The sequence below is a fragment of the Noviherbaspirillum sedimenti genome, from assembly GCF_003590835.1.
Lineage (GTDB): Bacteria > Pseudomonadota > Gammaproteobacteria > Burkholderiales > Burkholderiaceae_D > Paucimonas > Paucimonas sedimenti.
The window spans coordinates 1,277,536-1,301,714 of record NZ_QYUQ01000002.1; the positions used below are offsets into that span (position 1 = coordinate 1,277,536).

The following is a 24,179-nucleotide window of genomic DNA, read 5'->3' on the forward strand; positions in this document are numbered from 1 at the left end:
CTATATACTAAACTATATTGCGCTATCGATCCATAGCCCGCGTCGGCGCGCGCAGGTCAGTTTCAAATTGGAATTGTCTGGAAAAACCGGGGGTGCCAGGCAGGCGCACCGACTCAATTAACGGCGTCTTCCGGTGCCAGCGGCACTTCAGTCGCCTGTTCCGGCAAGCCGGCCAGAATCAGGATTTCCACACGACGGTTGCGCAAGCGCCCTTCGGTGCTCTCGTTCGGCCCCACCGGGAAATTTTCGGCATGGCCGACCGCGGTCAGGCGCTCATGCGCAACGCCGTTGTCGGCCAGCAGGCGCACCACGCTGCTGGCGCGCGCGCTCGACAATTCCCAGTTCGACGGAAAGGCGGCATTGCTGATCGGCACATTGTCGGTATGCCCTTCCACCTGCATGGCGTGGCTATCTTCCTTCATGATGCCGGCGATGGCAGTCAAGGCTTCGCCGGATTCAGCGGTGAGCCTGGCGTCCCCCGGTGCGAACAGGATGCTGGCGTTGATCTCGACCTTGACGCCACGGCTGGTCTGGGTCACACGCACGATACCGCGCTTGACCAGCGGCGCCAGCGCCTGCTGGATCTGGCGTGCAATCGCCGTCATCGCCGTTCTTTCGCGGCGCAAGGCCTCGACCTGCTGACGGTCCGGCGCGGGCTGGCGGCGCAGCGGAAAGGCTTGCTGGCGCTCCGGCGCTACCTGGGAAGCGGAAACCGCCGCTCCGGTGCCGAAGGCGTTGCCCAGCGAATTGGCCAGGACGCGGTACTTGCCTTCGTTGACCGAAGAGATGGCATACATCACGACAAAGAACGCAAACAGCAGCGTGATGAAATCGGCATATGAGACTAGCCAGCGCTCATGGTTTTCATGCTCTTCTTCATGCCTTCTGCGTGCCATTGTCTGCCTTGTCCTTGCCCGGTTAGCGGCATTAATCGGCATTAATGCCGGTGCGCGCTCATGCGTTCCTGGATCACCCGCGGGTTGTCGCCCAGGGCGATGCCGAAGAAAGCCGCAATCAGCATCTCGCGCTGCGCCACCTCGTGCGCCAGCAAGGATTTGAGTTTATTGGCGATCGGCAGGAATACCAGGTTGGCCAGCCCCACGCCGTAGATCGTGGCGACGAAGGCCACCGCGATGCCGCTGCCAAGCTGGGCGGGATTGGCAAGATTTTCCATCACGTGAATCAGCCCGAGCACGGCGCCGATGATGCCGACGGTCGGGGCGTAGCCGCCGGCGGCGTCCCACACCTTGATCGCCAGTCGCTCGCGCCGCTCGTAACTGTCCAGTTCGGCTTCCAGGATATCCTTGAGCTTGAACGGGTCGATGCCGTCGATCAGCATGCGCAAGCCCTTGGCCTTGAAAGGCTCCTTGACGCCATCGAGATAGCGCTCCAGGCTCAGCAAGCCTTCGCGCCGCGCCAGCGCGCTCCAGGTCGTCACCTGCAACTCCAGCGCGGCGGAAGTATCGGCTGGCAGCACGAACACGGACCTGGCCATGCGCACGCCGCGCACAAAATCCGGCATGCCGCTTTGCAGCAGCACCGCACCCACGGTGCCGACCCCGACGATGATGAAGGCGGCCGGCTGCACCAGCGAGCCCAGGTGGCCGCCCTCCAGCAACTGGCCGGCCAGCAGGCCGCCCAGCGCCAGCGCAATGCCGGCTACGCTAGCCCAGTCCACGCCTGCTCCCGTAAAAAGCTACGCAGGCGCGCGATTGCCTGGCTGTGCAGTTGCGACACGCGCGATTCCGACACATTCATCACCGCACCGATCTCCTTGAGATTCATTTCCTGCTCGTAGTACAAGCCCATGAGAATCTTTTCCCGCTCCGGCAAGGCGCCGATGGCATCGATCACGGCCTCGCGAAAGCCGGTGTTCATCAGGCTTTGCAGCGGATCGTCCGACTGGTCGGTGCAATAGCGGTCGAGGAAATGTTCGTTGTCCTCGCTCTCGTGGAAATCTTCGTAATAGACCAGCTGGTGGCCGCCGCTGTCGTTCAGCAGGTCCTGGTATTCGACCAGCGACAACTTCAGTTGCTTGGCCACTTCGGTTTCCAGCGGTGGCCGGCCGAGGCGCTGCTGCAGCTTCTGCATGGCCTCCTCGATCTTGCGCATGTTCTGGCGGATACTGCGTGGCAGCCAGTCGCTGCTGCGCAACTCGTCCAGCATGGCGCCGCGTATACGCTGCACCGCATACGTCTCGAACTGCGCTCCGTGGTTATCCTCGTAGCGATTGACGGCGTCCAGCAAGCCGATCATGCCGGCCTGCACCAGGTCGTCGACTTCGACGCTGTGCGGCAGCTTGGCCTTCATCTGGTGCGCAAGCCGCTTCACCAGCGGCGCATGTTCCTGCAGCAGGTGATTCTTGTCCGATTTTCCATGCGCGGTGTACATCAGTCGTTCATTATCCTTTTTTTAACCCGCCATCCGCATGCCGCCCGCCGGCGCCATGTCCGCCACGTCCCCCATCGAGCAACGCCCGGCCAGCTTGCGGAACGCCAGCGACGCGCCGGCCAGCGGAAAGGCCTCGACCACGCTGCGCCCGAGCCTGGCGGCGCGACCGAGGTGCTCGTCGGCCGGCACCGAACCCAGCAATGCCACCTGGGTTGCCAGGTAACGGCTGGCAACCTGCGCGATATTCTCGTGCACCAGCTTCGCTTCGCGCTCGCCGACGCCACTCACCAGCACGCTGAATGGCCGCCGTCCGAGCGTGGCACTCAGGCGCTTGATCATCGCATACGCCGCCTTGATGGACGCGGCGCTGTTCGTGACCTGCACGACGATTTCACCGCCAGCCAGCGCCGGCAGCGCGAATCCGTCATCGGCGCCAAGTTCGCCATCGACCACCACAATATCGTGTTGCTGCGCCAGCGCGTCGAAATTCTGGCCGAGACGACGCATCAGCAAGTCATCCTGCGGTGCCGCCTGTAACTGCGCGCGCGCCTGCAATGTCGCATGTGCCAGCCTGGCCACGCCAAAACCCTGCGGCATGGCCTGCACCAGTTCAGCCATCCTGCCCTCCTGGCGCGCCACATCCAGCAGGCTGGCCCGGCGCGGCGCATCCAGCCGCGCGGCGATACCGCCGGTGCTCGCGCGCGCATCGAGCAGCAGTACTTCGCTGCCGGCGCGCACCAGGGAAGCGCCAAGGTTCACCAGCATCGCATTTTTTTCCTCGTCTGGCAACGCCGACAGGAAGGTGAACACGCGCGGCCGCGGCCCCGCCAGCATGCGGCGCAGGCCTTCAGCCTGGTCGTTGCGGAAGTTAGCCAAGGGACACCTCGCGCAGGCTGGCGTCGTTCATGCCGCGCGCCGCATTGGCAACCACCATCGGCAACTCGGCATCCTGAAACTGGAACGGTGCGGTTTCACGCTTGAGCTTGAAGGCGCGGTCGACCAGGTAATCCTTGTTGGCCACGTGCAGGTCTTCCGGCACGCGCTGGCCGTTGGCCACATAATACATTTTCAGCTTCTGGCGGATCGCCACGTCCAGCACGCCGCCAATGGTCGCCGCCTCGTCCAGCTTGGTCATGATGCAGCCGGACAGTCCGCCGCCCTGATAGGCGCGCACCACCTCGCTCAGCGTTTCGCCGGTCGAAGTGGCCGACATGCACAGCAGGCGCTTGACCTGGGAGCCGGTGCCCGACAGCATGGCGACCTGCTCGGCCACCATCTGGTCGCGCTGGCTCATGCCCACGGTATCGATCAAGACCGTGTGCTTGTTGCGCAATTCATCCAGGGCGATCTTCAGGTCGGTTTCATCCTTGACTGAATGCACCATGACGCCCAGGATTTTGCCGTAGATGCGCAGTTGCTCGTAGCCGCCGATACGGTAGCCGTCGGTCGTGATCAGCGCCAGCTTGCCGGCGCCGTGGCGCATCACGCAGCGTGCCGCCAGCTTGGCGGTGGTGGTGGTCTTGCCGACCCCGGTCGGTCCCACCAGTGCGTACACGCCGCCCTGGTCGAGGATGTCGTTCTCGTTATCGATCGACGCCAGGTTGCGTGCCAGGATCGAACGAACCCAGTGCATGCCGGCCGCCACCGTTGCGCCGGCAGGCATTTTTTCCGTCAGGAAGCGCGCCAGACTGGCGGAAAAGCCGGCCGACAGCATTTCGCGCATGACCGCCGACTTCGCCGGCTCGCGCTTTTGCTGGCTGCTGAAGGCGATCTCCGCCAGTTGCGACTCCAGCATGCCGCGCATGGCGCGGATCTCGGTCATCACCTTGCCCAGTTCGCTGGCGGCCGACTGTTCGGCCGCTGCGTTCATCTCGCGCGCGGCACTGAGAGATTCAGCCAGGCGTGCTGCCTGATTGTTCTCGGCCAGATGGCGCGGCGCCAGCGCCGCCAGGGTCGATTGCGAAATCATGGGAGTTGGCGCGGGTGCGAGAGCGGGTGCAGGCGCCACGGCCGGCATATCTGCCACCGGTTCCGCCAGCGCCGACATGTCTTCCGGCGCCAGTGCCAGGATCTCGATCGTGCCGTCGATGCTGCGGTTGGAGAGGATCACGGCGTCCGCGCCGAGGGCGTCGCGCACCTTGCGCAATGCCTCACGGGATGTAGTTGCGGTGAATTTTCTTACGTTCATGCTTGGCCTCCAACTAGGCTGGTAACTTCAATGGTGCTGATTACAAAAAGCCGGATCGCGATAAGCAGTCATGACTCGGTAGTACCGCACTGCGTATGCATTGCCGGACTTTGCAATATGGGTTAACAGGATTATTGATTGGAAGTGGCGCTGGCTATCGGGGGAATAGCCGGGTAATCCCCCTGCATTTCGGCCACATCGCTTGCGAGCCGTCCATCATGCGCCGCCGCTTGCACGTCAGGCCATATTGCCCACCAGGCTGGTCACCTTGATCGTCTTTGTTTCCGGCACTTCGGCGTGCGACAGCACCTTCAGCTGCGGAATCGCGCGGCGCAGGAAGCGCGCCAGCAACGCGCGCAACGGTCCCGGCACCAGCAGCACCGGGGTCAGTCCCATCTGTTCCTGCTGGCGCGCCGCGTTCGCTGTCTGCATCGCCAGGGTGTCGGCCAGGCCCGGCTCGATGCCGCCGCCATCCGGGCCGCTGGTCTGCAGGGCCTGCATCAGCAGGCGCTCCAGGCGATTGTCCAGGGTCATGACCGCCAGTTCGTTGGACGACGCAAAAATCTGCTGGACGATGGCGCGACCCAGGGCGATGCGCACCTGTGCGGTCAGCTCATTGGGGTCCTGCAGCTGCGGCGCAAATTCGGCCAGGATCTCGATGATGGTGCGCATGTCGCGGATGTGCACGCCTTCGATCAGCAGGTTCTGCAGCACTTTCTGCAAAGTCGAAATCGATAGCAGCTTGGGCACCAGGTCTTCCACCAGTTTCGGCGACTCCTTGCCAAGATGATCCAGCAATTGCTGCACTTCCTGACGACCCAGCAACTCGGCCGCATGCGTGGTGATCAGGTGGTTCAGGTGGGTGGCCACCACGGTGCCGGCATCGACCACGGTATACCCCATCGCCTGGGCCTGGTCGCGCATGCCGGCGTCGATCCACACCGCTGGCAGGCCGAAGGCCGGATCGGTGGTGGCAGCGCCCGGCAAGGTGCCGCTGACCATACCGGGATTGATCGCCAGGAACTGCCCGGCATGTGCCTCGCCGCTGCCGACTTCCACACCCTTCAATGTGATGCGGTAGGCGGAAGGCTTCAATTCCAGATTGTCGCGGATGTGCACCGGCGGCGAAAGAAAACCGACTTCCTGGGCAAATTTCTTGCGGATGCCCTTGATGCGGCGCAGCAGCTCGCCGCCCTGCCCCTTGTCCACCAGCGGAATCAGACGGTAGCCGACTTCCAGGCCGAGGGTGTCGACCGGCACGATATCCTGCCAGGATGCTTCCTCGCCTTCCGGGGCAGCCACCGCCGCGGCGGCTGCCGCGGCCGCCTCTGGCGCCTCCTGCATGGACTGCGTGGCCTGGTTGGCGCGCTGCGAAATCATGTAGGCGCCGCCAGCAAGCAGCGATGCCAGGAAAATGAAGGGGATGTGCGGCATGCCGGGAATGATGCCCATGCCGCCGACAATCGCGGCTGTGATGTACATGACTTGCGGCTTGGCGAACAGCTGGCTGATCAGCTGGGTGCCGATGTCCTCGTCGCTGGCCACGCGCGAGACGATGATACCGGCCGCCACCGAAATCACCAGTGAAGGAATTTGCGCCACCAGGCCGTCACCGATCGCCAGCAGCGTATAGTTTTCCAGGGCGTCGCCAAAAGCCATGTCATGCTGGAGCATGCCGACGATCAGGCCGCCGATGACATTGACGAGCGTGACGATGATGCCGGCGATGGCATCACCCTTGACGTATTTGCTGGCGCCATCCATGGAACCATAGAATTCAGCTTCCTGCGACACCTGCTGACGGCGGCTGCGCGCCTCCGCCTCGCCGATCAGGCCGGCGTTGAGGTCGGCGTCGATCGCCATCTGCTTGCCGGGCATCGCATCCAGGGCGAAACGCGCGCCGACTTCGGCGATACGGCCGGCGCCCTTGGTCACCACGACGAAATTGATGATGGTCAGGATCACGAACACCACGATACCGACCGTGTAATTGCCGCCGATCAGGAAGTGGCCAAAGGCCTCGATCACCTTGCCGGCGGCGTCCGGGCCGGTATGCCCTTCGGCGAGCACGATGCGGGTGGAAGCCACGTTCAGCGACAGGCGCAGCATGGTCGATATCAGCAGCACGGCCGGGAAGGCCATGAAGTCAAGCGGCTTGATGGTGTACAGGGAAGTCAGCAGGATGATGATCGACAGCGCCAGGTTAAAGCTGAAGAACATATCGAGCACGAACGCCGGCAGGGGCAGCACCATCATCGCCAGCATCATGATGATCAGGATTGGCGCTGCCAGCGCCTTCGAGTTCGCGCCAGACATCCACAGCGGCAGTTTCAGGCTATTCATTGCATCACTCCATTAGCGGGCGCCTGCCCTGACGTGTTCAGCGGGTTCAGCGGATCGAGCTCGGGCGGCACCTCGAGGCCGGTGGGCGCATTGGGGCGGGCGCCGCCCTGCTGGCGATAGATGCGCAGCTGGAACACGTAAGCCAGCACCTCGGCCACTGCGGTGTAAAGGGCTTCGGGAATTTCATCGCCGAGTTCGGCGTGGCGGAACAGCGCGCGCGCCAGCGGCGGCGCTTCCAGCAGCGGCACGTTGTTTTCTTTGGCGATTTCGCGGATCCTGGCGGCGACTTCGTCGGCGCCCTTGGCCACCACTTGCGGCGCCCGCATCTTGCCATCGGCGTACCTCAGGGCGACCGCGTAGTGGGTCGGATTGGTCACCACCACATCGGCATTGGGAATCTCGCTCATCATGCGGCGGCGCGCCATCTCGCGCTGCTGCTGGCGAATCTTGGCCTTGATTTCGGGATTGCCGTCGGACTCCTTGGCTTCCTGGCGCAGCTCTTCGCGCGTCATCTTCAGTTTGTTGGCGTAGTGCCACATCTGGTAAGGCGCGTCGATCAGGGCGATGGCCACCAGAGCGCCGACGATGGAAAGAAAACTGACCAGCAGGATGTGGCCGAGGTGCGCCGTGCCGTTCTTGATCGACTCGACACCCAGGCCCATCACCGCATCGATCTGGCTGGACACCACCATCCAGGCAACGGCGCCGACCAGGATGGTCTTGCCGATGGCCTTGGCCAGTTCCATGGCGGCATTGGCGGAAAACATGTTGCCAATGCCCTTCATCGGATTGAGCTTGCCGAAATTCGGCTGCAGCGACTTGGTGGAAAACAGCCAGCCGCCGATCAGCAGCGGCGAGCCTACCGCGACCACGAGCAGCAGCACGGCCAGCGGCGCGAATGCCAGCAATACTTCGCCCAGCCTGGCGGCCAGGCCGGCCAGCAAGAGTTCCGGATCGAAGGCTTGGGCGCGCTCGAACGACAGGCCAGCGACCAGCAGGCGCTGCAACGGCCGCATCATGGATTCGCCGAACACCCACATGCCGATCCCGGCAGCCATCAGCACGGTGCAGGTGGCCAGCTCGCGCGAACGCGGAACGTCGCCCTCTTCGCGCGCCTGTTCAAGGCGCCGCGGCGAGGCCGGTTCGGTTCTTTCGAGATCGCTGTCGTCGGCCATGGCCGATTCCCCCTGCTGACTGTGCCGTGCGATCGAGATGAAGCACTAACCAGCCATTGGGGAGAATTATTGTCGAGAAGGGAGCTTGGCAATCCAGGGAACAGGCAGGAAAACCGCCCGCATTTCACTGGCGCCCGTGTCGCACCCTTCAAATGGCGCCTGCCTGGCGAATATGCAATCTTATGTCAGTTACGCGCGATTTCATGCCGTGAAAGCGGAAAGCTGCTGCACTATCACCCTGCCGATGCCGTTCAGCGGCACCGTTTTCTCCACCGCACCCCGTTTGACCGCTTCCCTGGGCATGCCATACACCACGCAGCTTTCCTCGTCCTGCGCAATCGTATGCGCGCCGGCCTTGCGCATCTCCAGCAAACCGGCCGCGCCATCGTCGCCCATGCCTGTCATGATGATGCCCAGCGCATTGGCGCCGGCGCACTTCGCCGCCGAACGGAACAGCACATCGACCGAAGGCCGATGCCGGTTCACCAGCGGACCATCGACCACTTCGACGAAATACTGCGCGCCGCTGCTGCGCAGCAGCATGTGCTTGCCGCCCGGCGCAATCAACACCCTACCCTGGATGACGCGGTCATTGTTTTGCGCCTCCTTGACGGCGACCTGGCACAAGCCGTCGAGCCGCGCGGCAAACGCGGCGGTGAATTTCTCCGGCATATGCTGCACGACGACAATGCCGGGCGACACCCCGGGAAGCGACACGAGTATCTCTTCCAAAGCTTGCGTACCGCCGGTGGAAGTGCCGATCGCCACCACGCGTTCGGTGGTTTGCATCAGCGCGCGATTCGCGCCAGGCGCCAGGATCACGTCCGCCGTGTGCTTGAGCGGCGCCGCCGGCATGGATTCGGCGCGCGGAATCAAGCGCTTGACGTTGGCGCGCGCCGCGCCCTTGACTGCCGCAACCAGATCGTCGCAAGCGTCGTGGAGGAATTGCTTGAGGCCGAGCCTGGGCTTCGCGATGATCGCGGCCGCGCCGGCGGCAAGCGCCGCTATCGTCGTCTGCGCCCCCTTTTCCGTCAGCGTGGAACAGATCACGACCGGCGTCGGCCGCTCTTGCATGATTTTCCTGAGAAAGGTGATGCCGTCCATGCGCGGCATTTCGACGTCCAGCACGATCACGTCGGGCCAGCAGGCTTTCATCTTTTCCATCGCCAGCAGCGGATCGGCGGCGGCGCCAGTGACCTCGATGCCGGGATCGGCGCCGAGCAAGCCGGTAAGCACCTGGCGCACGACGGCGGAATCGTCCACGACCATGACTTTGATGCGGTTCATGCCTGCTTCCTTATTTTCCGCTGATCCGGTTCTTCTTGCGCCGCATCGGCTCAGCGCTTGCGGTAAATCGATGGGGCGATCGCTTGCACCGCATCGGTGATGTCGTTCAGGCTCTCCGAGTGGCCGATGCAAAAAATGCCGCCGGGCTTCAATTGCGACAGCACGCGGCTCACCACCTGGCGTTTGGTTTCGGCATTGAAGTAGATCATCACGTTGCGCAGGAAGATCGCGTCGAACATGCCAAGTTGCGGCAGCGGCGCATTCAGGTTGACCTGCATGAACTGCACCTTGGCGCGCAGGCTGCGCGCCACCAGCAGGGTGCCTTGCTGTTCGCCGACGCCTTTGAGGCAGAAACGCTGCAGATAGGACGGCGGGATATGCCCGGTCCGCTCGGTTGGATAATGCCCCGTGCAGGCGCGCTGCAGCACGCGAGTGCTGATATCCGAACCGAGCACCTCCCAAAGACCGTTGGCCAGGCAATCCGCCAGCACCATCGCGATGCTATAGGGCTCTTCGCCAGTCGAGCAAGCCGCGCTCCATACCCGGAAGGTTTGCACGCGCCTGCGGGCCGCAAGCGCATGCTCCCGCAGCGTATCGAAATGCTTCGGCTCGCGAAAGAAGTAAGTCTCGTTGGTGGTCAGCAGATCGACCGCCGTCTGCACTTCGGCCGGCGCGTCGCCGCTTGCCAGCAGGCGGAAATACTCGCCGTAGCTGCTCAGATTGCATTGCCGCACGCGCTTGGCGAGGCGCCCGCTGACCAGGGCTTTTTTGCCGGATGACATGCTGATGCCGGCAGCATCGTAGATAAATCGCTGAAACTGGATAAACTCTTGATCGGTGATGCTCATGGCGTCCATCGCGCTTGGCTGTTCTGGCAACAGCTAGGCCGACGCCGCGGCAGCCTGGCTCGCCTGCACACTGGCGCCCATTTCCGCCAGAACCCCCACCTCATCCACCGACAGCACATGGTTGACGTTGAGAAGGATGACAAATTTGCCGTCGACCTTGCCCATGCCCTGGATGAAATCGGTGCGGATTCTTGCGCCGAACGCCGGCGGCGGCTCGATCTCGGATGCGGCGATCTCCAGCACCGCATTGACCGCATCGACGATCACGCCGATGTCCTGGCGCTCCTCGCCGGTATCGACTTCGACGATCACGATGCAGGTGCGCTTGCCTATCTCGGATGCGTGTTTGCCGAAGCGCGCCGACAAATCCATCACCGGCACCACCGCGCCGCGCAGATTGATCACGCCGCGGATACAGTCCGGCATCATCGGCACCTCGGTCAAGCCGCGATATTCGATGATTTCCTTGATCGCCAGAATGCCGATGGCGAATACCTCGCCGCCGAGCATGAATGTCAGGTACTGGGCCTTCTCCGCGATAAGCTGCTGTGCCGAGGCAAGCGCCGGCGCAGCCCGCCTGCCATCAGTCTGAACAAGTGCATTCATCATGGCGTCCCTTTAGTATTTGCTGAATTGTGCCTCGTCCAATTCGGACGTAGCGGCCAGCACAAGATTGCCGGCCATCTTGACGCCGCCAGGGTTTCTGGACATCGCCTTTTGCGCCTGGGCGGTTTTGTGCGCCGGCGCAAATTGCGCGTTCCTGGCTTTTTCCAGCTTGAAGAAGGCCATGGTCTGCTGCAATTGTTCCGCCTGGCTGCTCATTTCCTCCGCCGTCGCCGCCAGTTCTTCCGAACTCGAGGCGTTTTGCTGGGTGGTCTGGCTCAGTTGCCCCACCGCCGAATTGATCTGGGCGACCCCGGACGACTGCTCTTCCGACGCCGCCGTGATTTCCTGCACCAGGTCGGAAGTCTTCTTGATGTTCGGCACCATCTCATCGAGCAGCTTGCCCGCCTTCTCGGCCAGGCCAACGCTGCTGGCAGCGACTTCGCCGATTTCCTGCGCCGCCACCTGGCTGCGTTCAGCCAGCTTGCGCACCTCGGCGGCCACCACCGCAAAGCCCTTGCCGTGTTCGCCGGCGCGCGCCGCCTCGATGGCAGCGTTCAAGGCCAGCAAGTTAGTCTGGTAAGCGATGTCGTCGATAATGCCGATCTTCTTGGCGATCTGCTGCATAGCCGCGACCGTCGATTTGACTGCTTCGCCGCCTTCCATGGCTTCCTTGGCCGCCTTGCTGGCCATGCCGTCGGTAACTTTTGCATTCTCGGTGTTTTGCGAGATCGATGCCGTCATCTGCTCGATCGACGCGCTGGTTTCTTCCACACCGGCGGCCTGTTCGCTGGAAGCCTGTGACAGCGATTGCGCCGTTGCGCTCACTTCCTCGGAAGCATTGGCAAGCGCATGGGCGCCGCCGCTGACGTCCGCCACTACTTGCGAGAGTTTTTCGACCATTTTTTGCATCGATTGCAGCAGTTGACCGGTCTCATCCTTGGCGGTCGATTCGATCTTCACCGTCAAATCGCCTTCGGCCAGGCGGTCGGCCGCTCCCACGGCCCGCTCCAGCGGGCGCGTCACGCTGCGGCTGATGAAAAATCCCAGGGCGAGCCCTAACAGCACGCCAATTGCGATTGCGCTGCTCATCAAGGTCCGGCTGCGTTCGTACATGAGCGTCGTTTCCGCCGCATTGGCTTTCGCCCGCGCCTCTTTTTGCTTGGTCAATTCAGTGATCATGTCATCCAAGGCATTTTCCTTGCTGCGGACGGCCTGGAGCGATTGGGTCAATGCCTCGCTGCGCTGCTGTAACTTCTCGGCCGCCGCAAGCGTCAGGGCTTGTTGCATTTCCTTTTGATACTCTTCCTGGGTTTTTTCGAACGAGGCGAAAATTTCCTTTGCGCGGTCAGTGACGAACAAGGGCTTGGCCTTGTCCAGGTATTCCTTGACTGCGGTGCTGGACTTAGTGAGCGAAGCCAAATGACGCTCCCTCTCTTCCTGCGAGGTAGCAAGAAGAAAATTCGAACGTGCACGCCCGATATAGATCAGGTTGATGTTGGCTTCCTTGATGTAGGATAGTCCAAGCAATTCATTCAGATACATTTCGTCGGACATGTCGCTGAGCTTGCTTGCATTCGAAATGCCGATGGCGCCCACCACGATGCTGATCGCCGCAACCAGCACGAATCCGACTATCAGCCTTACTCCGATTTTCACGTTCGAAAACACGATGATTACTCCCTATTGTTAACAACCAGATGTGAACTATCCATTTGCAAAATCTTCCCTGATTCAGGCGGCCATCTGCCGCGTGTCCTTTTCTTCTATGGTCCTGAACAAGGCGGTGACATCGAGAATGAGCGCCACCTCACCGGTGCCGAGTATGCTGGAGCCGCTGATGCAATCGACCCGGTTGAACAACGTGCCGAGCGGCTTGATCACGGTCTGGAATTCGCCGAGCAGGTTATCCACCACCAATCCGGCCTTGCGGCCGGCGTGCTTGAGCACCACGATGCTTTGGCGGCGCCCGGCCGCGCCTTCCACCTTGAACAATTCGCGCAGCCGGATGAACGGCAGCACTTCGCCGCGCAGGTTGGTGTAGTCGTGGCCGGGTTCCGCCGAAAATTCGACGCATTCTTCGATCATATCGAGAGGGATGACGAATACCGATTTGCCGAGTCCGACCAGGAAGCCGTCGATGATGGCGAGCGTAAGCGGCAGGCGCACCGTGACCGTCGTGCCAGCGCCTTCCACGCTGCTGACCTCGACGCTGCCGCGCAGCGCGGCGATGTTGCGCTTCACCACGTCCATCCCGACGCCGCGTCCCGACAGGTTGGTGACCTGGTCGGCGGTGGAAAATCCCGGCTCGAAAATCAGGTTGTAGATCTCGGCATCGGCAAGGTTGCGGCCTGGCTCGATCAAGCCGCGTTCGATCGCTTTCTCCAGGATCTTGTCGTGGCGCAGGCCGCCGCCGTCGTCGCTGACTTCGATGACGATGCAGCCGGAGTCGTGATAGGCGTTGAGCTTGACGCTGCCTTGGGCCGGCTTGCCGCGCGCGATGCGCGCGTCCGCCGCTTCGATGCCGTGGTCGATCGCATTGCGCACCAGGTGGGTCAGGGGATCGGCGATCTTTTCCACGACCGTCTTGTCGAGTTCGGTCTCCTCGCCGCTCACGGAAAGTTCGATGCTCTTGCCGGTTTCCCGCGACACGTCATGGACGACACGCTGAAAGCGGTTGAAGGTCGCGCCGATCTTGACCATGCGCAGCTGCAGCGCGCTGTCGCGCACCTCCTCGACCAGATGGGACAGCGTCGACGTGCTTTCCTGCAGCTCGTTGTTCTGCGCGCGCCGCGCGACCAGGTTGGCGCTCGCCGCCGCGATAATCAATTCGCCGACCAGATTGATCAATTGGTCGAGCTTGTCGGCATCGACCCGGATCGAGCTGTTTTCCTGCGCCTTCAACTCCTTGACATGCTTTTGCTTGGCCAGCGCGGCCTCGACCACGGCGGGCTGCACCATGCCTTGTTCGACCAGGATCGCGCCGATCGGTTGCGCCGGCGCGTCGCCCGGCTGCGCCGATTGCGCATCGAGCGTCGCGTCGAGCTCGTTCTGCGTCAGGGTGCCGCAACGCACCAGTATTTCGCCCAACCTGGCATTTTCTTCGGGCAGCTCGCGGATCAGCCGGATGTATTCCGCAATCCGGCTGTTCGGCGGCAGGATGCGAATATGACAGTCGTCGCGCACGAATTCAAAGACGTTTTCGATGGCCGACTTGTCGGCGTCGCTCGCAAACGCAATCTCGAAGCCGAGATAGCAATACTCCGGATCCAGCTCTTCCAGGCCCGGCGCCGCGTCCGGCAAGGTAACGATGCCGGTGATCCTGCCCAGCGTGCCCAGGTAGCGTATGAACGACAGCGGATCCATGCCGTTGCGCAACACGTCGCCGCCGAAGCGCAGGGAGATATGCCATTGGTCAGGCTCGCCCGCCGCGCCGTCGATGCGTTCGAAGGTTTCGGCTGCCGGCGGCGCCGCAACCACCGACAGCTCCGCCGGCAACTCCGCCTGCGGCTGGATTCCGGCCCCAAAGCCGCGCAGCTGCGCGACGAGCGCGACGCCGCGCTGCGCGGTCGCCTCGTCCGTCCCGATCGGCTTGCTTTCCACCGCATCGATCAGCGCCCCGATATGGTCGCTGCATGACAGCAGCAGGACAATCAAGTCATCCACGACCTCGATCCTGCCGTCCCGCACCTGATCGAGCACGCTCTCGACCACGTGCGTGAAGGCGACGATATGGTCGAGGCTGAACAGGCCGGCGGAACCCTTGATAGTGTGCGCGGCGCGGAAGATCGCATTGACCGTCTCATCCCTGGCTTGCGTCTGTTCGACCGTCAGCAGCGCGTTTTCCATTTCTTCCAGCAATTCGCGGCTTTCGACGATGAAGGTCTGCAGCGCACTGTCAAGATTCATTGGAAGCCCTCGCTGATGCAGTGGCGGAGGCGCGGCCCGTTGCCGGCGCCGCCTGTGGCGGAATGACGACCGGGTCGCCGAAATACGCGCCCAGGTCGAACAGCTCGAAAACCTCGAGCACGGCCGCGCTATGCGCCGTCAGGCGCAGTTCGCGCTGCCGCGCCTGCGCCGCTTTTTTTGCCGCCATCAACAGCTGCACGCCTGCGGTGTCGAACTCGGTGACCGCGGACAGGTCGATTTCCAGCGTCGCCGAGTTGTCCAGCGACGCCAGCAGCATGCTCTTGAGTTCGGCGGCCCGGAATATGCTCATCTCGCCCTCGATGCGCAGCACGGACGCGCCGCTGTCGGGATTTGCCGCCTTTGTCATGGCAGCACCAGCTTTTGCACCGCGCCGAGCATCTGCTCCGGCTTGAAGGGCTTCACCATCCACGCCTTGGCGCCAGCGGCCTGGCCTTCCTGTTTTTTGGCTTCCTGCGATTCGGTTGTCAGCATGATGACCGGCGTGAACTTGTAGCTCGGCATCTGCTTCAGCGCGCGGACGAAGCTGATGCCGTCCATGTTCGGCATGTTGACGTCGCTGATGATGAGATGGACCTTTTGCCCATTGAGCTTGCTAAGGGCATCTTGCCCGTCCCGCCCTTCGATCACATCGTAACCCGCGCGTTTCAGCGCGATACTGACGACCTGCCTCAGCGAGACGGAATCGTCCACGATCATGATGGTTTTCGCCATGCTACCTCCTAGAAAAATGTGACGTCGCTATCTTTCCGCTCTGCTTCCTCTTCGCCGTCGTGAATCGCGCGTTCCTCCGCCATCGCGTAAGTCCGTTCAAGTTCGGCAAGCAAGGCTTGCGGATCAAGCGGCTGCAATACGCCGCTTTGCGCAAATTGCAGACGGTTTTGTTCCAGGTAATCCGGCAGGCGCTCGATATTGCCCTTGACATGGCTCATGATCTGGCTGATGCGATCCTGGAACTGCAGTTGCACCAGCGCTTCCCCGACTTCCGATTTGATGCCGATGCTTTCGTCTTTGAGCAGGCTGCTGGAACGGACCAGGGCATCGGTGATGTTTCTGAAGTCCGCCAGCACCGAATCGATAGCCGCTTCCGACACGGACATCGACTGGCTTTCATTGCTCATCGACTCTTGCGCCGCCTCGCAAGTGGCGACGATCGCCGTGCTGATCACATCGACTTTCCCGGCGATGCGCTTGCCGGTTTCGCCGGACAGCGTGGACAGGTTGCGGAACTCTTTTGCGACCACCGCAAAGCCGCGGCCCGCCTCTCCGACGCGGGCCGCCTCGATGGCGGCATTCAAGGCGAGCAGGTTGGCCTGCGCGGCAATGCTGGCGACATCGGCGGCCATCCGTTGCAGCTCTTCGATGAAGCGGTCCAGGCCCTGGACTTTTTCCAGCATCGCCGCCTTGCTGCTCATGGCCGATTTAAGCGAGGCGATCACCGCGCCGAGCTCTTGTTCGCTGCGGGCGAAGACTGCGACCAGCCCATCGCCGCCATCTTCGATGGATGCCGTCGCCGTGCCGGAGTCCAGGACCACTTGATCCAGCTTGTCGACGATGCCGGAAAACCTGGCGACCAGCTCCGATACCGCGGTTTCGGACTGGCTCATCGACGCCTCGATCTGTGCGGCCCATACCGGCACCAGCATGCCGCCGAAGCGCTGCCGTTGCGCCATGTAGGTATCGAGCGAGCGGACCAATTCGTCCTGCTTGGCCGCGATGCGCATGCCGGCGGCGATGCCGGCGGCGCCAAGCATCAAGGCGACGAGCACGGCGCCCCAACTCCAGCCGCCGGCCAGCAAAACCGCCGCCGCGCCGGCGAGTCCCAGCGCACCCGGAAATAACAGGTGCATATGTCGCCGGTCGAAATGTTTCACTGCTCGGTCCAGGTTAAGCATCAATCTTGCGACCCGGTGTAACGATTCTTCGGCAGCGGCGTTATTGATCCATGCTTGAATGGGATTCCAGACTCCGCAAAGAACAGCGTTCGCCGCCAACTCGACAAGCATGGGCAAACAGCGTACTTATTCGATTTCATGCCGCGAACTTCGCAATAGGTATGATGCGCATTAGTCCCGGGTCGCCGCGATGCTTGCTTTGGTCTTCGAACAAGGTTCTTCATTCACGCGTCAAAAGTGGATTACTTAAAAGAATTCGGCCAAAAAAAACAACTCTACTAGTTGTCTATCAACATATACCATCATTCAACATAAATTGTCGAGTGTCAACATTTTTAGTCAAAAAAACGATATATGGAACATGCAAAAAAACCGACAACGGCGGAAGAGCTTGGAATTCGTCTGGGCCAAAAAATTGCCAGGTACAGGAAAGAAAAAAGAATGACGCAAGCGATGCTTGCCGAAATCGTGTGCGTGGATAAGGAGACGATTTCCCGCTTTGAGCGTGGAACGGCGCTGCCCTCGCTGTTGCGGCTATTCGAGATCGCGCAGGCGCTTGAGGTCGGCGTGGGCGATTTGCTTGCCGAGGCAAGTTCGCTTGCGCAGGATACGGAACGTTCCGTGGCGGGGATATTTGACGAGATCAGTCCGGCAGATCAGAAGCTTTTGGGGCAGATCTCCGGCCTTTTAAGGAACAGGAAATAAAATATTCGCTTTTTAGGCGAATCGATGCCTTGAAATCGACACGCGATTCAATGGCATCGTTCGCATTAATCCTGGATGGCGCCGCTCACAGCTTCAGGCTTTGCGCCCAGGCCAGCGCCGACAGGTGTGCTTCGTTGACTTGCGCGGGACTGACAAAAAGCGAATCAGCCAGCGCGCCGATTGCGCCAGTATTCCCCTGCTCGCAGGCTTCGGCCAGGGTCAGGAAAGGCCCGTAGATACCCTGGCGTTTGAGCAGCGCCTCGTTCACTTGCTCGGTCAGCGGGATATTCTCCAGCACGGTTTCCATCGGCATGCCCAGCAAACGATCCAGCAGCGAAAACATGCCGGCAACGAACAGGTTTTCCGCCTCGTTCTTCGGCAGCAGGCTGGTGCCCAGCAACTCGACGAAACGGCCGCGCACGACCGCCGTCTGCATCAGCACCGGCGACTGCGCGCTGGTGCTGGCGGTGGCCAGCAGCACCGACAGCCAGCGGTACAGGGGCGAATAGCCGAGCATGGTCACTGCATGACGCAGCGACTGGATCTCGGTACCGAGCCCGAATCCTGCCGAATTGATATAGGTCAGCAGCTTGTAGGACAGCGCGGCGTCGCGTTTCAATAACGCTTCCAGCTGGCGCACATCGGTGTTCTTGCGCACCATGTCCATCAATTGCAGGATCATGCTCTGCACCGGGTTCAGCCCGGTGGACTGGGTACCGGGGCGCTGGCTGGCATACAGGTTGCCGACAAAGGCATCGACGCCAAGCGCAGCGCAGGAATCGTATTCCTTCCAGTTGCTGATGCCGCGCCCGACCATGCGGATGGTCGATTGCTTCAGCGCGCCATGGATCCGCGCCTGCGATGCGAATGCGGCTTCGCCGAAGTCGATTTCCACCCACGAGGCCAGCAGCAGCAGGTTCTTGTCGTGCAGCAGCGCCTCGGCATCCCTCAGTGCGATGCCGTAACCGGCGCTGCGCAAGGCCTGCAGCGCGGCGGCGTGCTCGGTATTGGCGAGGTCTTGCGACAGCATGCACAATACGGTTTTATGCGGTGGCAGCGCCCCTAGCGCGAGCTCGGCCAGCAGCGCCGGGCCGGCTTGAATGAAAAGCAGGTTCTCGCCCAGCAACCAGTTGCCATCAGCATCGCACAGACATTCGGCGGCGACGCGCACCAGGTCGATCGCTTCTACATCGGCCACCGCACCGACGCTGCCGTCAGGGCGGCGCCAACTCAATTCATAACCAAGAACACGCTGCTTCGGATCGAGCAGCGGTTCACGTACCAGAAAATTCAAGCGCCCACCTTGTCCATTTTCTCGAAAATCTTGGTGAGCTTCTCATCCAGGGTCGCCGCCGTAAACGGCTTGACCACGTAGCCGTTGGCACCGGCCTGGGCCGCGGCGATGATGTTTTCCTTCTTGGCTTCCGCGGTCACCATCAGCACGGGCAGCTTGGACAAGGCGGCATCGGCGCGGATATTCTGCAGCATGGTCAAGCCATCCATGATCGGCATGTTCCAGTCCGAAATGACAAAGTCGAATTGCTCGGAACGCAGCTTGGCCAGCGCCATCGAACCATCTTCGGCTTCGTCGACATTGGTGTACCCCAATTCCTTGAGCAGGTTGCGCACGATCCGCCGCATGGTCGAAAAATCGTCAACCACCAAAAATTTGGTATTCGGGTTAGCCATGAGTTACTCCATCAAATCTGAAAAAAATGCAGGCGTGAAAACCATGGCGCTATTATGCACCGAAGAAGCGGTATTGCTTAAGAGTAATAGTAGCAAAGATACGAATACCCAACAAAAACCGCATATTAATTATGTAATCGACAACCGCAACACCCGCACTCACACCCGCAGCGCACGACTCCCCTGGCTTGCCAGATGATGCAGCACGCGGCCCGGCAGCTCGGCCAGGGCGGCCACCTCATCGGCGGCACCGACGGCAATTGCTTCGCGCGGCATGCCGAACACGACGCAACTGGCCTCATCCTGGGCCAGATTGTAAGCCCCGGCATGCTTCATTTCCAGCATGCCTTGCGCGCCATCCTTGCCCATGCCGGTCAGGATCACGCCAACCGCATTCTTGCCGGCGCAGACGGCAGCCGAGCGGAACAACACGTCCACCGACGGGCGGTGCCGATTCACCGGCGGCCCCTGGTCCAGGCGCGTGACATAATTGGCGCCGCTACGCGCCAGCAGCAAGTGCGAGTGTCCCGGCGCGATGTAGGCGTGCCCCGGCAGGATGCGCTCGTCACCGGCGGCTTCCGACACCGAGATCCGGCACAGCGAATCGAGCCGTTTGGCGAAGGAGCGTGTAAACCCCTCCGGCATGTGCTGGGTGATCAGGATGCCCGGGCAATCCGACGGCATCTGCAGCAGGAAATCCTTGATGGCCTCGGTGCCGCCGGTGGAAGCGCCGATGATGATCAGCTTTTCGCTACTGGTCAGGGGATTGCGCAACAGCGGCAGACCCGCAGGCGCATGCGCGCTGCCGGCGGGTGCACGTGGCGCCGCTGCCTTGACGCGGGCGCGCGACGCCGTGCGGATCTTCTCGGTGATCAGTTCCGTATATTCCAGCATGCCATGCTGGATCGATATCTTCGGCTTGGTGACGAAATCCACCGCCCCCAGTTCCAGCGCACGCATGGTAATTTCCGAGCCGCGTTCGGTCAGCGACGACACCATCACCACCGGCATGGGCCGCAGGCGCATCAGCTTTTCGAGAAAATCCAGGCCATCCATCTTCGGCATTTCGACGTCCAGCGTCAGCACGTCCGGATGGGTCTGCTTGATCAACTCGCGCGCCACCAGCGGGTCGGGCGCCGCCCCCACCACCTCCATGTCGGGCTGGCTGTTGATGATCTCCTTCATCACGCTGCGGATCAACGCCGAATCATCGACGATCAGGACTTTCGTTTTCATGCCTTGAATCTCCACACCTTGTGCACCGCCCAGCCGCCTCTCACGAGAACAGTTCGATGTCGCCCGCCACCGGCTTCGACTGCAGGCGGTGAGCGTAATCCTGCTCGCGATTGACCAGGGTATTGTTATTGAGTTGCTTGAGCTTCTTGACCAGCACCTTGCCGCTGCGCGGAAAATAATAAACCTTGCGCGGATGAATGTCGTTCAGATCCTCGGCGACGATGCGGATCCCTTCGGCCTTGAGAAAGTCGCGCACGAACTGGGCATTGCGCTCGCCGACATTGATGGCGACAAAGCCGGGCAACACGTTACCGCCACCAAACACCTTGGCTTCGAGGTTTTCGCGGCGCGCCCCGGCCTTGAGCAGATCGTTGATCAGCACTTCCATGGCATAGGCGCCATAGCGCATGGAGGCCGACACGGGGCCGTCCTCGCTTTTGCCGTCGGGTAGCATGAAGTGGTTCATGCCGCCGATGCCGCTGACACGGTCGCGGATGCAGGCCGCCACGCACGAGCCCAGCACCGTGACGATCATCATGTCCTTGGGCGTGACGAAATATTCTCCCGGCAGTATCTTCGCTGCATCGCAATCGAAGGTACGGTCGTAGTAAATATTCTTGGCGAACTGCTCGAGGTTGGCGTTACTCATGGCTTGCTGCCCGCCAGTTCGTAGACGGTCTTGCCGCGCAGCCGAAACAGATCGGAAACGTACAGGAAATTTTCCGAATGCCCGGCGAACAGCAAGCCATCAGGCTTCATCAACGGCGCAAACCGCGCCAGTATCTTGCCCTGGGTCGGCTTGTCGAAATAAATCATCACGTTGCGGCAAAAAATGGCATCGAACGGACCGGAAATCGGCCAGTGCTCCGACAACAGGTTCAGGCGCTTGAACGTCACCAGCGCGCGCAATTCATCGCGCACCCGCACCATGCCGGCCTGGGCGCCCTTGCCTTTCAGGAAGAAACGCTTGACCCGTTCGGGCGCCATGCGCTCGATGCGGTCCGTGCTGTAGACTCCCTGTTCGCCGGTGGCGAGCACATTGGTATCGATATCGGTGGCGATCACCCGCGCCGGCGGATTCATGCTGCCATAAGCCTCGCACAGGGTCATCGCAATCGAATACGGCTCCTCCCCGGTGGAACTGGCGGAACACCAGATCGTCACCGGCTCCTTGCGGGCCGCCACATGCTCGGCCAGCAGGGGGAAATGATGCGCCTCGCGGAAAAACGAGGTCAGGTTGGTGGTCAGCGCATTGGTGAAGGCTTCCCATTCGGCGCTGTCGGCATGGCGGTCGAGCTGGTCCAGATAAATGGCGAAGGACGACACACCGGTCGCGCGCAGGCGGCGCGCCAGGCGGCTGTAGACCATTTCCTGCTTGCTATCGGCCAGTGCGATCCCGGCCTTGCGATAAATCATGGCGCGCACGCGCTCGAAGTCACGCACGGTAAACTCGAATTCCTTGGCGGCTTCCATCCTGCCGGCAGCCGCCAGCAAAACGCCAGAACCATTATTCGCAATCGCCATGCTCATTGCTCGCCTGCGATTCCGTCAACCGACATCAAAATTCTTCCCAGTCGTCGCCGTTGCCACTGGCATTGACGGGCTTGACGGCTTTCGGCGCGACCGGCGCCGGTTTCAGCGCCACCTCCCGCGTTGCCGGCTGCGCAGGCGGCAGCTTTCTGGCTGCCTTTGGCGCCGCTAGCGCGCTGGACGGCGCCGAGGACACGGCACGAACGCGACCTTGCGCCTTGCCGATGTTCAGCTTGAAAATCGCCACTGCCTTGGCCAGCGCTGCCGCCTGGTCCTGCATGCTCTGCGCCGCCGCCGCTGCCTGCTCCACCAGTGAGGAATTCTGCTGCGTCATTTCATCCATCTGTGCAATGGCGCGATTGACTTCCTCGATGCCGCTGCTCTGTTCCTGGCTGGCGGCGGTAATCTCGGCCATGATGTCGGCCACGTGCTTGACCGAGCTGACGATCTCGTCCATGGTCTTGCCGGCATCATCAACCAGCTTGGCACCGGCATCAACCCGTTCCACCGAGTCGCCGATCAGCGACTTGATCTCCTTGGCGGCGCCAGCCGAACGCTGCGCCAGGCTGCGCACTTCCGCCGCCACCACGGCGAAGCCACGGCCCTGCTCACCGGCGCGCGCTGCTTCCACGGCAGCGTTCAAGGCCAAAATATTGGTCTGAAAGGCAATGCTGTCAATGACCCCGATGATGTCAACGATCTTGCGCGAGCTATCCTTGATCGAGCCCATGGTCTCGACCACCTGGCCGACCACCTGGCCGCCCTTGACCGCATAATCCGACGCCGACACCACCAGCAGGTTGGCCTGACGGGCATTGTCGGCATTCTGCTTGACGGTGGTGGTCAGTTCTTCCATTGACGATGCGGTCTGTTCCAGCGAGCTGGCCTGCGACTCGGTACGTGCCGACAGATCGGCGTTGCCGGAGGCGATCTGGCGCGTACCGACGCCGATGGTGTCGATCGCCGTCAGCACCTGGCCCACGGTGTGGGCCAGGCTATCGTTCATGTCGCGCAAGGCGACCAGCAACTGGCCGGTCTCGTCGCGCGCATCGGTGGCAAACGACTGCGTGAGGTCGCCCTCGGCCACGCTTTTGGCGATCTTGACGGCTTCCTCCAGCGGCCGCGAGATCGCGGCAACCAGCCAGTACGCCATGAACAGGCCGATCAGCAAACCGCCGACCAGCGCCGCCAGCGAGACATTGCGTACCAGGATGTAAAGCTCCTGGCCGCTGGTAAATTCGCTCTGGGCGGTGTCCCGTTGATGCCGGATCAGCGCATCCACGCCTTGCTCCAGCGGTTGATAGTGCCGGCTCAGCGTCCCCTGCATGATTTCCAGCGCCTGCACCGGATTCTGGCTGCGCAGGGCGGCAATCGCCGGCTTCAGCCCTTCGTCGACAAACTTGCCGCGCGCTTCGGCGAAGCTGTCGGCCAGGCGTCGCTCCTCCGGATTCCTGACGGCGCCGATATAGGTATTCCAGTTGCCATTGACCTCGACGATGCGTTGTTCGACCTCGCCGATCCGGCTCGCAACCAGCTCGGGACTGCCATTGACCGCCTCTGCCAGCGCCAGGCGGTTGCGGTCGATCGCCCGCACGATCAGGTCCAGCTGTGCCAGCGGCACCAGGCGATCCTGGTACATCGACTTGAGCGCATTGTTGAAGTGATTCAGGCTGCCCAGGCCGACGACGCCGCCGCCGATCAGCGACAATGACAGAAAGCCGATGACGAAAATCAGGCGCGAGCGGATGGAAATATTATTGAACATTGGCAAACTCCGAACTACTTGAGGATATGCAGCGCAGGCAAGCGGCCGGGCGGCAGCAGGCCGCCCGGCCCTTCGCCTACGCGGCGATCTTGTCGATCAGGCCCATTTCGGCGCTCGACATCAGCTTGTCGATATCGATCAGGATCAGCATGCGTTCATCCAGCGTGCCCAGGCCGATCAGGTAATCGGTATTGAAGGCCGTGCCCATTTCCGGCGCCGCCTTGATCTGCCCGGCATTCAGCGTGATCACATCCGACACGCTGTCGACCACCATGCCGACGATACGTCCGGCGATGTTGAGGATGATCACCACGGTGAACTGGTCGTAGGTCGGCTCGCCCAGGTTGAACTTGATGCGCATGTCGACGATCGGCACGATGATGCCGCGCAGGTTGATCACGCCCTTGACGAATTCAGGCGCGTTGGCAATCCGCGTGACCGCCTCGTAACCGCGGATTTCCTGCACTTTCAGGATATCGATCCCGTACTCTTCCTTGCCCAGGGTGAAGGCGAGAAATTCGTTGCCGGCGATTTCCGCAGCGGCTTTGTCAGCGCTGGAAAATCCCCTGTTCTGGTCTGCTGGATGCATGGCTTGGT

General features: G+C 61.8%; 24 protein-coding genes. 2 read left to right on the forward strand and 22 right to left on the reverse strand.

Annotated elements, in window-relative coordinates; all coding sequences use genetic code 11:
- Positions 1 to 113 precede the first annotated feature (113 nt).
- The 15 genes from motD to D3878_RS06050 all read right to left on the reverse strand — a co-directional run bounded on the left by motD (position 114) and on the right by D3878_RS06050 (position 16,612).
- Complete coding sequence (gene motD, locus D3878_RS05980) at positions 114 to 896, reverse strand: flagellar motor protein MotD (RefSeq protein WP_119784636.1); 783 nt, start codon at positions 894 to 896, stop codon at positions 114 to 116.
- Between the two features lie 41 nt (positions 897 to 937).
- On the reverse strand, positions 938 to 1,678 hold the full coding sequence (locus D3878_RS05985) for a flagellar motor protein (protein ID WP_119784637.1): 741 nt from the start codon (positions 1,676 to 1,678) through the stop codon (positions 938 to 940).
- Positions 1,660 to 2,391 (reverse strand): RNA polymerase sigma factor FliA, encoded by a 732-nt coding sequence (locus tag D3878_RS05990; protein ID WP_119784638.1) that lies wholly within the window; start codon positions 2,389 to 2,391, stop codon positions 1,660 to 1,662. Before D3878_RS05990 ends, D3878_RS05985 begins: the two co-directional genes overlap by 19 nt.
- Positions 2,392 to 2,412: 21 nt before the next feature.
- A complete protein-coding gene (locus D3878_RS05995) occupies positions 2,413 to 3,267 on the reverse strand; it encodes a MinD/ParA family ATP-binding protein (protein WP_119784639.1) in 855 nt (284 codons plus the stop codon).
- The gene (gene flhF / locus D3878_RS06000; RefSeq protein WP_119784640.1) at positions 3,260 to 4,579 is read right to left on the reverse strand and encodes a flagellar biosynthesis GTPase FlhF; all 1,320 of its coding nucleotides are present in this window, start codon (positions 4,577 to 4,579) and stop codon (positions 3,260 to 3,262) included. The genes D3878_RS05995 and flhF overlap by 8 nt, the downstream gene beginning before the upstream one ends.
- Before the next feature lie 237 nt (positions 4,580 to 4,816).
- Positions 4,817 to 6,922 carry a flagellar biosynthesis protein FlhA gene (gene flhA, locus D3878_RS06005; protein WP_119784641.1) on the reverse strand — a complete coding sequence of 702 codons (2,106 nt, stop codon included), beginning with the start codon at positions 6,920 to 6,922 and terminating at the stop codon, positions 4,817 to 4,819.
- Complete coding sequence (flhB, locus tag D3878_RS06010; RefSeq protein WP_119784642.1) at positions 6,919 to 8,097, reverse strand: flagellar biosynthesis protein FlhB; 1,179 nt, start codon at positions 8,095 to 8,097, stop codon at positions 6,919 to 6,921. The genes flhA and flhB overlap by 4 nt, the downstream gene beginning before the upstream one ends.
- Positions 8,098 to 8,298: 201 nt before the next feature.
- Positions 8,299 to 9,384, reverse strand: a complete 1,086-nt coding sequence (locus D3878_RS06015) for a protein-glutamate methylesterase/protein-glutamine glutaminase (RefSeq protein ID WP_119784643.1) — start codon at positions 9,382 to 9,384, stop codon at positions 8,299 to 8,301.
- Between the two features lie 50 nt (positions 9,385 to 9,434).
- Positions 9,435 to 10,241, reverse strand: a complete 807-nt coding sequence (locus D3878_RS06020) for a CheR family methyltransferase (protein ID WP_119784644.1) — start codon at positions 10,239 to 10,241, stop codon at positions 9,435 to 9,437.
- Between the two features lie 24 nt (positions 10,242 to 10,265).
- Positions 10,266 to 10,838, reverse strand: coding sequence for a chemotaxis protein CheW (locus tag D3878_RS06025; RefSeq protein ID WP_199688251.1), 573 nt, complete (start codon positions 10,836 to 10,838; stop codon positions 10,266 to 10,268).
- A gap of 12 nt (positions 10,839 to 10,850) precedes the next feature.
- On the reverse strand, positions 10,851 to 12,506 hold the full coding sequence (locus D3878_RS06030) for a methyl-accepting chemotaxis protein (protein ID WP_119784646.1): 1,656 nt from the start codon (positions 12,504 to 12,506) through the stop codon (positions 10,851 to 10,853).
- A 63-nt stretch (positions 12,507 to 12,569) separates the two neighbouring features.
- The gene (locus D3878_RS06035; protein ID WP_119784647.1) at positions 12,570 to 14,744 is read right to left on the reverse strand and encodes a chemotaxis protein CheA; all 2,175 of its coding nucleotides are present in this window, start codon (positions 14,742 to 14,744) and stop codon (positions 12,570 to 12,572) included.
- Complete coding sequence (locus D3878_RS06040; protein ID WP_119784648.1) at positions 14,734 to 15,111, reverse strand: STAS domain-containing protein; 378 nt, start codon at positions 15,109 to 15,111, stop codon at positions 14,734 to 14,736. The genes D3878_RS06035 and D3878_RS06040 overlap by 11 nt, the downstream gene beginning before the upstream one ends.
- Positions 15,108 to 15,476 (reverse strand): response regulator, encoded by a 369-nt coding sequence (locus D3878_RS06045; protein ID WP_119784649.1) that lies wholly within the window; start codon positions 15,474 to 15,476, stop codon positions 15,108 to 15,110. The genes D3878_RS06040 and D3878_RS06045 overlap by 4 nt, the downstream gene beginning before the upstream one ends.
- Before the next feature lie 8 nt (positions 15,477 to 15,484).
- Complete coding sequence (locus tag D3878_RS06050) at positions 15,485 to 16,612, reverse strand: methyl-accepting chemotaxis protein (RefSeq protein ID WP_199688096.1); 1,128 nt, start codon at positions 16,610 to 16,612, stop codon at positions 15,485 to 15,487.
- 399 nt (positions 16,613 to 17,011) lie between these two features.
- Between D3878_RS06050 and D3878_RS06055 the strand changes: the two genes are divergently transcribed.
- The gene (locus D3878_RS06055) at positions 17,012 to 17,362 is read left to right on the forward strand and encodes a helix-turn-helix domain-containing protein (RefSeq protein ID WP_119784651.1); all 351 of its coding nucleotides are present in this window, start codon (positions 17,012 to 17,014) and stop codon (positions 17,360 to 17,362) included.
- Positions 17,363 to 17,447: 85 nt separating this feature from the next.
- On the opposite strand, the gene D3878_RS06060 is transcribed toward D3878_RS06055, so the two are convergent.
- Both D3878_RS06060 and cheY read right to left on the reverse strand, forming a co-directional pair.
- A complete protein-coding gene (locus D3878_RS06060) occupies positions 17,448 to 18,656 on the reverse strand; it encodes an EAL and HDOD domain-containing protein (RefSeq protein WP_119784652.1) in 1,209 nt (402 codons plus the stop codon).
- Entirely contained in the window at positions 18,653 to 19,051 is a 399-nt protein-coding gene (gene cheY, locus D3878_RS06065; RefSeq protein ID WP_119784653.1) for a chemotaxis response regulator CheY, read from the reverse strand. Before cheY ends, D3878_RS06060 begins: the two co-directional genes overlap by 4 nt.
- Between cheY and D3878_RS23415 the strand changes: the two genes are divergently transcribed.
- On the forward strand, positions 19,050 to 19,250 hold the full coding sequence (locus D3878_RS23415; RefSeq protein WP_147383895.1) for a hypothetical protein: 201 nt from the start codon (positions 19,050 to 19,052) through the stop codon (positions 19,248 to 19,250). The genes cheY and D3878_RS23415 overlap by 2 nt on opposite strands.
- Here D3878_RS23415 and D3878_RS06070 read toward each other — a convergent pair.
- From D3878_RS06070 to D3878_RS06090, 5 genes are all read right to left on the reverse strand, one after another.
- Positions 19,211 to 20,287 (reverse strand): protein-glutamate methylesterase/protein-glutamine glutaminase, encoded by a 1,077-nt coding sequence (locus D3878_RS06070; protein WP_119784654.1) that lies wholly within the window; start codon positions 20,285 to 20,287, stop codon positions 19,211 to 19,213. The two genes, D3878_RS23415 and D3878_RS06070, sit on opposite strands and share 40 nt — an antisense overlap.
- Positions 20,288 to 20,327: 40 nt before the next feature.
- The gene (cheD, locus tag D3878_RS06075; protein WP_119784655.1) at positions 20,328 to 20,936 is read right to left on the reverse strand and encodes a chemoreceptor glutamine deamidase CheD; all 609 of its coding nucleotides are present in this window, start codon (positions 20,934 to 20,936) and stop codon (positions 20,328 to 20,330) included.
- Positions 20,933 to 21,811 (reverse strand): CheR family methyltransferase, encoded by an 879-nt coding sequence (locus D3878_RS06080; RefSeq protein WP_119787733.1) that lies wholly within the window; start codon positions 21,809 to 21,811, stop codon positions 20,933 to 20,935. Before D3878_RS06080 ends, cheD begins: the two co-directional genes overlap by 4 nt.
- Positions 21,812 to 21,845: 34 nt before the next feature.
- On the reverse strand, positions 21,846 to 23,582 hold the full coding sequence (locus tag D3878_RS24585; protein WP_119784656.1) for a methyl-accepting chemotaxis protein: 1,737 nt from the start codon (positions 23,580 to 23,582) through the stop codon (positions 21,846 to 21,848).
- Positions 23,583 to 23,658: 76 nt separating this feature from the next.
- Positions 23,659 to 24,171 (reverse strand): chemotaxis protein CheW, encoded by a 513-nt coding sequence (locus tag D3878_RS06090; protein ID WP_233556245.1) that lies wholly within the window; start codon positions 24,169 to 24,171, stop codon positions 23,659 to 23,661.
- Between the last annotated feature and the right edge of the window lie 8 nt (positions 24,172 to 24,179).